A 13,099-nucleotide genomic window follows, 5' to 3' on the forward strand; every position below is an offset into this window, starting at 1 on the left:
AGGGGCATGTAAATCGCCTGAAAATGCTGAAGCGGCAGATGTACGGCCGGGCTGGGTTCGAGCTACTGCGGCGGCGAGTGATGAGCCCTTTGGCGTAAATAGATCCACCCAAGTTGCGGAAGACCCAGTTTCACCGTTGGTAACAGCACTGGCTACCCACGACGATTACTCAGGACTGATTGAGCAGTTTCTTTCCGTCAGGCCGCAGTTCCCCTGCTGGTGAAATATGCCGGTATAATGTCTGCCGCGTGATATCCAGCTCTTTGCACAAATCACCAACCCGGGTCTCTGGTTTTCCCATTGCCGCCATCGCCAGGCGTAATTTGGCCGTCGTCATCTTGAAAGGCCTGCCGCCTTTTCTTCCCCTCGCTCTTGCTGAAGCCAGCCCTGCCCGGGTACGTTCCGATATCAGCTCCCGCTCAAACTCAGCCAGTGCCGCAAAAATACCAAAAACCAGTTTGCCTGCAGCGGTAGTGGTATCAATGGCAGCCCCGTGACCCGTCAGAACCTTGAGTCCTACCCCTCGCCCCGTCAGATCGTGCACCATGTTGATCAGGTGATGTAAATCACGTCCCAGACGATCCAGCTTCCAGACAACCAGCGTGTCGCCTTCCCGTAATGCTTTCAGGCAGTTCATCAGGCCTGGGCGATCTTCAATTTTGCCGGAAGCATAGTCTTCATAAAGGTGCGCTGGACTGACCCCGGCGGCAAGCAATCCATCACGCTGGAGATCCGTTGTCTGCGAACCATCAATTTTTGAAACGCGCATATAACCAATTAACATTTCATACTCACCACATATACTGTCGTTTTATGGAGGCTGACAATTAATAACGAAACCGTTAACCTAGTAATGGAAGCTGCGTTGTATATTTTATTTCCTCCATGGAAAAGCTGGATGTTACATCACTCAATCCACTTACTGTTCTGACCATTTTTTTGTAAAAATCATCGTAACCCTTCATATCTGAAACCGCTACATGAAGAAGATAATCATATTCTCCCGTGGTACGGTAAAAAGTCATTACTTCTGGCATGCTATTGACCTGCGCAACGAAATGTTGGTACCAGTCATGGCTGTGGTTTTGTGTTTTTATCATCACAAAGGCTGTAAGCGACAGGTTAAGCTTATCCTTGCTCAACAGGGCGACCCGACCAGTGATGATCCCCTCATCTTCAAGTCGTTTTATGCGCTTCCAGCAAGGATTCGGCGTTAAATCGACAGCCGCAGCCAGATCCTGCAAACACAGGGTACAGTCGCGCTGTAACAGCCTGAGTAGCTCTTTATCTTTTTTGTCCAGCATAATCTCACCCTTCTGAAAGAGAAATATTTTCTCTAAAAGTATGAAAAAACAGTAAAGAAAACAATATTTTTCTCCCGCTAAAAAGTTAAATTAATTTCTTTTACCGGGAACATCTCTTATGCGCAGAGTGACAATATTGATATTATTCCTGCTGGTTGCAATGACCTGGGGAACCACATGGCTGGCTATGCGGATAGCCGCTGAAACTATCCCTCCGGTGTTTGCAACCGGAATGAGATTTATGTTCGCGGCACCATTCTTAATGAGCATTGCATGGTTAAGAAAAACACCACTTTTATTTCCACCCGGACAACGATTATTTCAGTTTGGAATCTGTATTTTTTATTTCGCCATTCCTTTTTCATTAATGATTTATGGTGAAACCTATGTCAGCTCCGGACTTGCCTCCATTATATTTGCGAATATGCCTGTGGCTGTTTTGATAGCTTCTGTGATCTTTTTGAATGAAAAAACGAACTCAATGCAGATTGCGGGATTAACTGTCGCAATAGTTGCACTGGCGGGCATTCTTCTCGAAGAAACGAAAACAAGTACGGAGAGCCACTGGCAGGGGATCCTTGCGCTTGTTTCAGCCGTAATCATCCATGCAATAATATATACCCAATGCAAGAAAAGAAGCTGTACAGTCTCTGTTATAACGTTTAACGCGCTACCGTGTTTTCTGGCAGGATTGATACTTTCTGCGGCAGGATGGTTCTTCGAAAAGCCACAGTTATCAGCCTTCTCTGCGCACTCAATACTGGCTACCCTGTATCTCGGGGCTTTTGCCGGAGTTTTTGGAATATTGTGCTACTTTGCACTTCAGCAAAAGGCCAGTGCCTTTCAGGCTTCACTTGTTTTCCTTATTTTTCCTCTCATTGCGGTAAGCCTGGAGAGCTATATATATGGATATGCAATTTCAACTCAATCAATGCTGTTTATAATTCCGTTAGTTACCGGGATATTTCTTACTCTTTTCTCGCGGAGAGTGCCTGTAACCAACAGACATCTGGATAGCTTACCACCAACGAATAATGGTATTTCTGAGAATACCGAGACCTACTGAGAACTTAAAGAAAAGATTTTTAGTTTTCAGTTAATGTAGCCAGGAAAAATGAAATGCAGGTCACTGCACATAGTCTTCTTAAAGAAGTTTTGCATTGGCCCCGGCGGTAAGCAATCCACCACCCTGTAGCTGCATTGTCTGCGCCCCACAATTTTGATAATCGTATTTAACAAATTAATTATTCGCACCTGTCACATATACGGTCGATTATGTGACAGTGTGCTCCAGAACACTTTGAATATTAAAACCAGTCACTTAATCCGTCATTTAATCTGATGCTCGTAAAGGGTCCATCAGGAACATAATGTGACAAAAATTCCGGGGGAATGCCATTTTCAGCAAACATAGCTCGTACACGCGCCAGAGATTCCGGATCACGCTGTCCATAGGAAGCCAGAGCAAACAGTGAACGGGCTGTTTCAGGGTTGTGACGGGCATCGACAACTGCTTCATTGATTGCCTCAATAGCCTCTTTCCAGTGGTCAGCAGGCTCAATATTTTTATGAACCACCGAAATACCGGTTGTGAAGCCAGTTTGTGGTTCTGGCATAAATAAGTTCGCCTGATCCCCGTGTGAGTGCAGCACATCTGATTCGAGCAGATTAATGGCGGTAGCCGCCGCCTCCAGCATTTGTAGTTGTACAGCCGGAGACAGAATTTCATAAGGACGCCACAGTCCCTGTCCCGCCCGCAGCGGGTAGCCGCAACGTTCCCATACATAGCGGACAGACCAAGCATAAGAGCCACACTGCGCAAGTGGAGTGTTCAATTCATCAAGAAGTCCACGCAATAAGCGAAACCAGATACCAGCGTGAATACGTCGTCTGGGTAATTCGACATAGCCTGTAGTAAGCGCCTGCCAGGTGCGCCGATCCATTGCCGCTATCGGGTCACTTGTCTTGCGTGGAGCTATATATGTATTCTCCCAGCTAAAAAATCGTCCTTGTTTAACTTTATATGATTCCAGCCAACAGCCATGCAGTGGGCAACTCAGCATCAACGGCACCTTCCAGACAAGTAGTGTAATTTGTCTGGCCGGGTCTTTCAGGCAGAGCGGACACGCCCGATAAATCGGCAGGATGGGTTGCCAGGCTCGCCAGTTCGTAATGGTTATTATCCGGTGGTGGTGCTTCGGTAATAATACTGAGAACTGAAATACATAGGTAGCCAGAGCATCAGGGAGATCGGGGGCAAGACCATCCAGAAGCCACGGTACCCAGCCAGCGAAACTCATGCTGCGGAGTCGATCCAGCCCGATACCACTACGTTGCGAAATAGCCCTTAATAACGACAGTGGTGGTGCCTCATCCAGATCGACCACCTGGTCGTGCCCAAGGTCATGTTCCAGCAAATCACGGACCTCCATGCGATAACAACCAGCGATGCGATGAAGCCATGAGGACAGAGCTTCTCCTTCTGCCGGTGCCGGATGTAATGCCAGTGTTAGGCCGGCCTCATATCAGCTCCCGCTCAAATTGCCTCCGCCGCTCGCCGGGACCGGAGTAGTCCGTCATACTAAGCGTACGTTGATTGATCGCTTCCTCTCCGCTCTCCACGGCGGCAACAGCCGCCGCCATCAGTAAGTGTGAAAGTTCACCTATAGTACCCTCACTACGGGCCAGCAGGTAACGGGCCATATCCTGTGTGGCAATCGGTGATGGCCGCCGCAAGGGAAGCGAAGTAGCAAAACTGGCCAGCAACGAACAGCAATCCTCACTGGCCTCCCATAACGGCAGTACAACAGGCTCGAACCTGTTTTCCAGCTGGTCGTCTGAACGGATAGCCAGGTAGGCATCACGCGTGCCGACACCAACCAGTGGTATGCGAAGTTCGTTACCGAGAAAACGCAAAAGATTGAGAAACTCCCGTCGGTTCACACTGTTACCGGCCAGAATATTGTGCAGCTCATCAATCACCAGAACTCGCACTCCGATCTTACGCAGTAATGTCAGCGCCTGTTGCTCTATTTCTGGCAGTCGTGGGCGCGGACGTAAAGGTGCTCCCATTGCGGCAAGCAGTGCAACATAGAAACGGAGCACCAACGGTTCTGATGGCATCTGTACAACCAGTACGGGAATGTACTCCTGATCAGCATCAGAACTGGCTGGGTGAGTACGTCTGAATTTCTCAATGATCATCGACTTCCCGTTGTTGGTCGGTCCGACCAGTAACAGGTTGGGCATTCGCTGTTTTCCAGGCCACGCATACAAGGTTTCCAGTCGGTTCAACGCGTTGACTGCTCGTGGATAACCAATCCAGCGGTCAGCACGGATGCGTTGTATGTGCTCGTCTGCCGGAAGTCTGGCCAGCTTTTGTGCCACCGGCAACAGGTGGCACAGGTCAGTAGTGGAATATTCGTCCACAGCTACCACTCCTCAATCTGGTCGAACGGTTTGACAGGGGAGATACTTTCCACCATCGGGTCGGTACTGTCCGTTACCGGCGGAAGCAACTTATCCGGTGGCGCTGACGACCTGAGATGCAGGCGACGATCAGCCTCCCGTCGTGCTTTACGTGTTGCCTTTTGTGCAGTGGTCACTATCTCACGCATCTGCAGGATCATGCGAAACAGAGCCGTTTCGTCTACCTGCCGCCGCCCTTGTTGTCGTAGTTTCGCCAGAGCCTGCCGTTGCTCCCAGAGGGTGACAGCCGGATGAGACAGGGTTCGATAGGGGATTTCCAGATAGTGTTGTCCCTCCGGCTCCAGAACCCAGATACGGCTGATGTCACGGGGATCACGTCGGATCAGGAACGCGGACAAGTGGTGCCGATGTGAAATCCATGGTTTAAGTGCATCGGAATAGTAGTGAATATGGTCGATGACGAAACCGGTGCGGGTGAGTGTACGTCGTACGATGGGAAGAAAATCAACGAGGAAGGCCGTAGCGCTGGTAACGACAGCTGGAGCACCATCGTGGGCGACAGCTTCAGCCCATCGGGCACCCGGGGGCTGGAGCAGACCGTTGTGTACAGAACCGTGGTAAGTACCGACGGCCAGAGTGAGCCATCGCTCCAGATCGCGCAACGTAAGGGCTGCCATGTTTTCAGAATTGTAGTCCCCACGCTGACCAGGATTAGAAAAGGTCGTTCCTGGCAGGTCATCGTGGATCATCTGCATCGCCGTACCGATAATCCGTTCAACAATACCCCGTAGTGTGGCTGTCCGGGCGGGCGATAATCCAGCCGGATCCCATGCTGTTCACAGCCCCGGCGCAAAGCCTCGCTTTTGAACTCGGTCGCGTTATCCAGATAAAGCAGTCGGGGTTTGCCGCTCATCGGCCAGTCCATCTCCACCCTCAGTATTTCCAGCCAGGGGCGTTTGTCGCAGACGACATGCGCAAGACACAGACCAACTGAAACGGCGGACGGGGCTTCCAGTGTGACCACCATACCGGATACGCAGCGCGTGAATACGTCTATAGCGATGGTCAGGTACGGCCGTCCGATCGGCTGGCGGTCCCGCTCATCCACAACGATCAGGTCAACGACGGTGTGGTCTATCTGTACCTGCTCCAGGGGGGCCGTTATAGTAGGAGGTACGCCACCCACTCCCTGCAGGTCACGAGCGCCATCCGGACCTTCCCGACTACGAATGGTTTTCTCCGCATCAATACGGGCGATTCGGAGAGCAATGGTGTTACGTGCCGGTACAGGCAAATTTTGTACTTTGCATTCGTGCACGACCTCGCGGTGGAATGCTGCCAGACTGCGCTTCTGTCTGGTCAGGAATTGCTTTTGCAGTAGTTCGCGAATGATGCGCTCGACAGGCTCCGACAATCGTCCCTTACCTCTACCACCCCCGGAACGGTCCGGGGCAAGGTCAGTCACGAGACCAGAACCTTCCCGCGCGCGTCGGATCAAGACATATACCTGCCGTCGGGAAATCCCCAGCGCAAGGGCTGCCGCGTCAGCGGCCCTGTGTCCAACGACTTCAAGCGCAGCCAGTGGACCGATAATCTCCGTCCTTTGGCGGGCTTGCTCCCATGTTTCGTCGGGAAGGGTGGCCACTCCCCGCTCAATAATTTGCGATGTTTCTGACGCCATGTCCAAACCTCGCTTTGGTGCACACGAGTATTGAGCATAACCGAGAGTGGTGAAGATGACTTCCGATATTTTCCTGTCAGGAGTCGCCTGCACACTTGGCCTTATAGTCAGTCAGATGGTGCAGTCGTCTTCTTAAAATGACAAACCCTAACCAGACCGGTATCACTAAAGGACTCTAACAGTACCATGTCCATGTTTGTTCGTGCCTACCTTCGGGCTTCAACCAGTGAGCAGGATGCTCAACGTGCCCGCGATATGCTTGATCGCTTTGCTCATGAGCATAATGTCATCATCTGTAACTATTATGCTGAGAATGAATCAGGCGCACGCCTGGAGCGGCCCGAACTTTTCCGTTTGCTCAATGACAGCCGCCCTGGTGATGTATTGCTTATTGAGGACGTCGATCGTCTTTCACGCTTAAAAGGGGATGAGTGGGAGAAACTTAAAGCGATCATCCGCCAGCGTGGCGTGTGGGTTGTGGCCGTTAATGTTCCAACTACCTGGCAGCACCTTTCCCCCAGAGCCAATGAATTTGATAGCCAAATGTTTGCGGCCATCAATGATATGTTGCTCGATATGCTGGCCGCCATTGCACGGCGCGATTACGAGCAACGGCGGGAACGTCAGCAACAGGGCATAACCAAAGCGAAGGCGGCAGGAAAATACCGTGGGCGGCAGGTCAATAAGCCACGTTACGATGCCATTAACCGGTTATTGTTGAGCGGTAGCTCCTGGACTCAGGTTCAGAAAACGATAGGTTGCAGCCGAAGCACCATCAGCAGTGCCATCAAATATGCCGCCAGCCAGATTCAGGCTAAAACCCTGGTAGAAACTCCTGTGGCCGCCCCTACCCCACGTTCTATGACCTTGTTTGTGTCGATTGAAAATGGCAGTAAATTTACCCGTGGGAAGAAAAAAACCAGAGAGTTGATTGACTGGTTCATCGAAGCTGAATTCGACGGTCAAATTTTAGGGGGGAATGAATACCGAATACCTCTGACTGCTAAAAACAACGAGCAGTTGAAAGAACAGGTAGATTATTTATTCAGTGAAATTAATATGATAGCTGATGATCGTAACTGTATGGTCATTGACTGTCTGCTGACCAATGACCAAACTCACTAGGGATGGGATGATTGTGCCGGTTGCTGGCAGTGCGATTCAGAGTAACTGTAGCAGCTCGCAATCGAAAACAGTCGGACTCGCAATCAGCGCAAATTTTGGCTCACAATAACTGCAACTGAAATCGGGCGTGGACTCACAATAACTGCAAATGGACTCGCATTTATCGCCGCTGGCTCGCAATCAAAATTTCTGGACTCACGCTAAGTGAAAATGAAAATTTGCCCTTTTACCCATGTTGGCCGTCCAGTTCGGGTCTACCCAAAACGGACAGAGCGATGAGACACTAATGCCGCCTCATAAGGGTTTAAACCAGATTTACGAGACGAGTAGCATTCGACATCTAGAGCCAATTGAGGCGTTTTTCTCATTTGCAGTTATTGTGAGCCAGCCAAAATGGATTGCGAGTCCGTCTGGCTGATTGCGAGCCGATTATCACTTAATGTGAGCCGGAAGCATTTTTCATTTGCACTTAATCCGAGCCGAAAAACGGGATTATTGCGAGTCGGTAAAGTTTCGATTGCGAGCCGCTACAAGTAACGCCCGGCACCAGATGTTGGGGCTAATTTGTGCCCTGCACATTTTGAACGGTAGCACGCCTGCGGCGTGAGCTCGTCTGCTGTGCAGCCGAAGTCCTTTCCACCCTCATCGCCGTATTTTATACTGTCTTTCATGTTCATACCGCGACCTGCAAAGCTCCTGTTCCAGCACGATGATGGCTGGGAGCTCTTCCTTGAGTAGAAAACTCTTGAGCGGAGTGCGGTGAAAATCGCACATTCCGTTCTTAGTAGAGCACAGTCAGATAACTGGCTGTGCTCTACTACAATCTGACAGACACCTATATCAATAACCAGTAACTGTCAGTTCGGATCTGAGCCAGTACAAATTTATTTATTACTTAACACATGTAACATATAAGGAAGATACCGCATCCCCGCCCAAGTCATTAACGCGCCCAGTGCTGATGTCTACGTTGGTGTGAAAACCATCCGCACCCGGGACCTGGGTCGAAGAGCGATAAATTACCTTTTTAGGCCATCCGTATACTGCATTCACGTCTCCGAGGTTATTGTACAAAGCCAATAAGTTCTCCTTGGTGGGTAAAGTGCAATGTGCAGTAGCTCCATCGAAATAATAAGTACTCCATATTTCATTAGCCTCTGATTTCTTAACCGCATTACCTGGTTGTTCACTTACCAGATCAGGGCGAACAAATGTTACACCATCTGTTGTTATAGTGTCAGGCATATGACCCCACATATTGGCTTTATCGGTATCCGGACTGGTAATAACAGTGTATATAACACTGGTTTCTTTCTGGATGCCATCAACGGATACTTTTATCGTTGTCTGAACGCCTATTCCATCAGGATCTGTGAGTGTGACAGCCAATTTGCCATTTTCATCCGTACTCCCCTTAAATTCATCAATTTTTTTCCCATCAAACAGTAAGTCTCCGCTGTCTGTTCTTGCTTTTCCCTGGCGATCAGTTACAGAGTCAATGCTAAATGATAAAGAAGAATTAGGAACATAATTGACTGTTAAAGTAATATTATCTCCCACCTTTACCTTGCCCTCACTTAAAGACAGGGTCAACGTACCTGCCGTAATGGCATACGCCTCCGACTCTGCCTTGCTGCTCCAGTCAGTCAGCTGCACGGTGGCCTTCAGACTGTCACCTGCCGCACCGGCGGTGTAGGTCCCGGTGTAGGTCCCGTCTCCGTTGTCCTTCCAGCTGCTGCCGGCTTTCAGGGTCGCGTTCGCCACCTTCACCGCGTCCGTCGTCAGTGATGCCGTGGCACCGGTGACCGCATCGCCGGCCGCGTCTTTCAGCGTGACTTTCACCGTCATGTCCGCGCCGGACACATAGCTGGTTTTGTCGGTGCTGATAGATGACTGTGCCTGTACCGGGGCACCGGCAGTAATGGCATACGCCTCCGACTCTGCCTTGCTGCTCCAGTCAGTCAGCTGCACGGTGGCCTTCAGACTGTCACCTGCCGCACCGGCGGTGTAGGTCCCGGTGTAGGTCCCGTCTCCGTTGTCCTTCCAGCTGCTGCCGGCTTTCAGGGTCGCGTTCGCCACCTTCACCGCGTCCGTCGTCAGTGATGCCGTGGCACCGGTGACCGCATCGCCGGCCGCGTCTTTCAGCGTGACTTTCACCGTCATGTCCGCGCCGGACACATAGCTGGTTTTGTCGGTGCTGATAGATGACTGTGCCTGTACCGGGGCACCGGCAGTAATGGCATACGCCTCCGACTCTGCCTTGCTGCTCCAGTCAGTCAGCTGCACGGTGGCCTTCAGACTGTCACCTGCCGCACCGGCGGTGTAGGTCCCGGTGTAGGTCCCGTCTCCGTTGTCCTTCCAGCTGCTGCCGGCTTTCAGGGTCGCGTTCGCCACCTTCACCGCGTCCGTCGTCAGTGATGCCGTGGCACCGGTGACCGCATCGCCGGCCGCGTCTTTCAGCGTGACTTTCACCGTCATGTCCGCGCCGGACACATAGCTGGTTTTGTCGGTGCTGATAGATGACTGTGCCTGTACCGGCGTGGTGCTGCTGATGGTCACCCGGGCCGGGGAGAGCGTGACGCCGCTGACCGACGGTGTCAGGGTCACCGTCTCATTGTCCGTGCCCGCCGTCACCGTGACGGTGTACACGCCCGCTGATTTTCTGGTCAGGGCGGATACCGCGGCGCTTTTCAGCGTGCTGTTTTTCAGGCTGATATCCTTCACATCCATATCCACCGCCTGGTTATTCTCATCACGCAGCGTCAGGGTCAGCACCTGCGTGCTCTTCCCGTCCGCCGGCAATGCGCTGCTCGCCGGCGTGAATGTGCTGTGTTGTTTATTAACCTCAGGGGCCTGCACCGTCACCTGGGTGTCACTCCGCTCAGAGCGGTTACCTTTCGTGTCCACCGCCACGCCGCTGACAGTGTAGGTATTCACCGCCTGCGTCGTGGCCTGGTACGCCGGAAGCACCACCGCATAATCACTTCCGCTCTGTACGATTTTACCCCCGGCTGCGCTCAGGGCCGCAGCATCCCAGTCGATACGCTCAAGGCCGTATTTACTGGTGACTGATACATCCAGGGATTTCTGCTCCCCAGCGTAGCCTGTAACAAGGTCTGCCGTCTTCAGGCGGATAAGCTCTTTCTTGCGGTACTCCAGAACAATGTTGTTATTACGCTCCACCAGGTCATACCGGCTGCCGGTAAGGCTGCGCATGGCCGCCACAGCCGCCGGGTCCACCTGAGCACGCCACGGCACACCTAACTGGTAATTCATGTCCACCGTCAGCCGGGAGTCGCTTTTCCCCGACTGCCCCTGACGCTGCTCTGCGCCCAGGGTAATCAGCGGTACCGGGGTATAGTTAATCCCGGCCGTGATGGCGTGCGGGTTCTTCTGGCGGTTGTCCACCCCGAAGAGAGCCACTTCACTCCCGTAGTACTGCTCGTACGTCAGTTTACCGCCTAACTGAGGCAGTGAAGGCACCCAGGCCTGACCCCGGATATCCCACCCGTTGGCCGGACGCTCCTGATAGTCAGCCAGGTCCGGGGAGTCCTTCCAGCCCGTCAGGTGCACATAACCATTGAAACCCAGCTTCACGAAGTCACGCCAGTATTCAAGACCGACACCGGCCCGGGCATGGTCCCGGGACAGGTCGTAGTCAATAAAAGTGTTGGCACCGAACATCCATGCATCATAAAAATGCCGGATACCGGTTCCCAGATTGGCCTGGGTCCGGCTGTCGGTCCGGTGCAGGCTGCCCTGCGTGAATACCAGGTTATCGCCCTGGTCATACAGCGGCATCAGCAGGTCGAACTGCGAGTTCTTCAGGGAAAAGTTTTTGTCCGCGTCCAGCTGCACGCGGGCAGTACCGAAGTGGCCCAGCCACTGCTGAAGGGCCCCGCCGGCCTTTCCGGTGGCCATACCCCGGGCCATGGAGGCGGCCGCGTCACTTTTTGCGCTGCCAGCCAGGAAGCTTCCGGCCCGTGAGGCGTAGCCAGCCACCTTCTGCGCCTGCTCATCGCTCGCCTGTGCAGAAGCAGATGAGTCGTCAGAGGAGGGGGGGGGCGTGGATGTGCCTGACGCTGTTTTTTTATCTTTTGCCGTCATCAGCGGCACGTCCACCTCATCCCCGGGCCGCAGGCCGTTCAGGCCGTGTGCGAAGGTGCGGAATTCATTAATTTCACGCAGCTGGCCGAGGGTCAGGTGGAATTTTTTTGCAACGGAGGCGGCGGTCTCACCGGCCCCCAGGGTGTAGACCTGCGTGCGCTGTGCGGACAGCGGCGCGGGCTGCTGCAGGAAATGCTGTTCGCCGGCTCCGGCCATCACCGGGGTGAAGGCCACCGCCAGGGGAAAGGCTGCCTGTACGGCGATGTTGAGCCAGGCCAGACGGCGCAGGCCGGGTGAGAAAGCGGTATCCACGGGCGGAAGTGATGGGTGTGAGTGTTTCATTTATCAGTACTCCAGAAGCAGACAATAAATTAACCCAAATTAATCTCCGCAGCCGTGCGGGCACAGCAACAGACCGGCCACGGCAAATACCCGTCAGAAACGGGAGATGATTAATTCAGAAAAACAACGGGATTATAGCGGTAGGTGGAAGATCGACAAAAACGATCAATAAACCAAAATCAATAATAAAAAATGATCAATTGGGGTGTATTGATCGTTTTTGCCGATCGCTTATGCTTACAAAGAAATAGAAAAAACCTTACTATTCAGTAAGTAATATACATTACTACAGGAAGTCAAGAAGAACAGAAATAGGTAATTACTCGCCATGAATAAATATTTTTAACAAAATTGGTGCATTTGTTTTACTCCATTGATTTACTTAACGTTTAACATAAAACTAATAATCAGGGGATATTTTGTGGCTGTAATATTCCCCGCCCCGCTAAACTGCTCTTCACCGTCGATGATGGATGGAGCAGATTGGGGTTCTACGCCGGAACCCCAGATTTTTCTGCTCGCCAAAATTATCCCCGGTTGAGTAGCTTTATGCCGTCAGCTCGCAGCGGTGAGCTGTGCGTGGTCTGAGGACCAGGCGAAGGGCGCGATAGACCGGCGTGACTGAAATACCATACATGCGGTTGCAGAAAGCTTTTTCCAGTTGCTGAAACGCGAATGGATAAAGAAAAAGATCTACGAAACGCGGGAAGAAGCCCGCAGCGATATTTTTGATTACATCGAAATGTTTTATAACAGTAAGCGTCGGCATGGTTCGAGCAATCAGATGTCACCGACAGAATATGAAAAACAGTATTATCAACGGCTCGGAAGTGTCTAAATAACTGCTCGGAATAGTAGATCCCTTAGAGGGAACTCAGTCCGGTTTATGCGATCTGATCAATCGCTGAATATCCCAAATCACCAGCCGGACTGAGCAATGTCGATCATAGCACCAATACCCAGAACCGAACGACGCCTGATGCAGAAAACTATCCATAAAACAAAGGACAAAAACCACGCCCGGCGGCTCACCGCCATGCTGATGCTGCATCGTGGTGACACCGTCAGTCATGTTGCCAGAACACTCTGCTGTGCCCGCTCATCGATTGGT

At 52.0% G+C, this 13,099-nt stretch carries 8 protein-coding genes and 4 pseudogenes; 4 read left to right on the plus strand and 8 right to left on the minus strand.

What is annotated here, in order from left to right; all coding sequences use genetic code 11:
- Positions 1-169: 169 nt before the first annotated feature.
- Positions 170-784, minus strand: a complete 615-nt coding sequence (locus tag F7Q90_RS22285; RefSeq protein ID WP_006120386.1) for a recombinase family protein — start codon at positions 782-784, stop codon at positions 170-172.
- A gap of 58 nt (positions 785-842) precedes the next feature.
- Entirely contained in the window at positions 843-1,304 is a 462-nt protein-coding gene (locus F7Q90_RS22290; protein WP_006120387.1) for an Lrp/AsnC family transcriptional regulator, read from the minus strand.
- A gap of 118 nt (positions 1,305-1,422) precedes the next feature.
- Here F7Q90_RS22290 and F7Q90_RS22295 point away from each other — a divergent pair, with 118 nt between their 5' ends.
- Entirely contained in the window at positions 1,423-2,370 is a 948-nt protein-coding gene (locus tag F7Q90_RS22295) for a DMT family transporter (RefSeq protein ID WP_006120388.1), read from the plus strand.
- Positions 2,371-2,611: 241 nt separating this feature from the next.
- Here F7Q90_RS22295 and F7Q90_RS22300 read toward each other — a convergent pair whose 3' ends face one another.
- Genes F7Q90_RS22300 through F7Q90_RS28165 form a run of 4 tightly spaced genes read right to left on the minus strand, consistent with a single transcriptional unit; the run spans position 2,612 to position 6,147 of the window.
- On the minus strand, positions 2,612-3,811 hold the full coding sequence (locus F7Q90_RS22300; RefSeq protein WP_071988773.1) for a TniQ family protein: 1,200 nt from the start codon (positions 3,809-3,811) through the stop codon (positions 2,612-2,614).
- Between the two features lie 13 nt (positions 3,812-3,824).
- Positions 3,825-4,733, minus strand: a complete 909-nt coding sequence (locus F7Q90_RS22305; RefSeq protein ID WP_006120390.1) for a TniB family NTP-binding protein — start codon at positions 4,731-4,733, stop codon at positions 3,825-3,827.
- A 2-nt stretch (positions 4,734-4,735) separates the two neighbouring features.
- Positions 4,736-5,482: a Mu transposase C-terminal domain-containing protein gene (locus F7Q90_RS28160; RefSeq protein WP_434547731.1), complete on the minus strand. Its 747-nt coding sequence runs from the start codon at positions 5,480-5,482 to the stop codon at positions 4,736-4,738.
- Entirely contained in the window at positions 5,479-6,147 is a 669-nt protein-coding gene (locus tag F7Q90_RS28165; RefSeq protein WP_434547730.1) for an integrase catalytic domain-containing protein, read from the minus strand. The genes F7Q90_RS28160 and F7Q90_RS28165 overlap by 4 nt, the downstream gene beginning before the upstream one ends.
- Before the next feature lie 453 nt (positions 6,148-6,600).
- Here F7Q90_RS28165 and F7Q90_RS27735 point away from each other — a divergent pair.
- Positions 6,601-7,221 (plus strand): annotated as a pseudogene (locus F7Q90_RS27735) (recombinase family protein); the annotation flags it as partial.
- A gap of 1,209 nt (positions 7,222-8,430) precedes the next feature.
- Here F7Q90_RS27735 and F7Q90_RS22325 read toward each other — a convergent pair.
- Entirely contained in the window at positions 8,431-11,988 is a 3,558-nt protein-coding gene (locus F7Q90_RS22325) for an inverse autotransporter beta domain-containing protein (protein ID WP_249042830.1), read from the minus strand.
- A 559-nt stretch (positions 11,989-12,547) separates the two neighbouring features.
- Positions 12,548-12,628 (minus strand): annotated as a pseudogene (locus tag F7Q90_RS27985) (hypothetical protein); the annotation flags it as partial.
- On the opposite strand from F7Q90_RS27985, the pseudogene F7Q90_RS22330 reads away from it, so the two are divergent.
- Positions 12,623-12,826, plus strand: a pseudogene (locus tag F7Q90_RS22330) (IS3 family transposase); the annotation flags it as partial. The pseudogenes F7Q90_RS27985 and F7Q90_RS22330 overlap by 6 nt on opposite strands.
- Positions 12,827-12,925: 99 nt before the next feature.
- A pseudogene (locus F7Q90_RS22335) lies at positions 12,926-13,099 on the plus strand (IS630 family transposase); the annotation flags it as partial.

The organism is Pantoea stewartii subsp. stewartii (assembly GCF_008801695.1).
Classification (GTDB): domain Bacteria; phylum Pseudomonadota; class Gammaproteobacteria; order Enterobacterales; family Enterobacteriaceae; genus Pantoea; species Pantoea stewartii.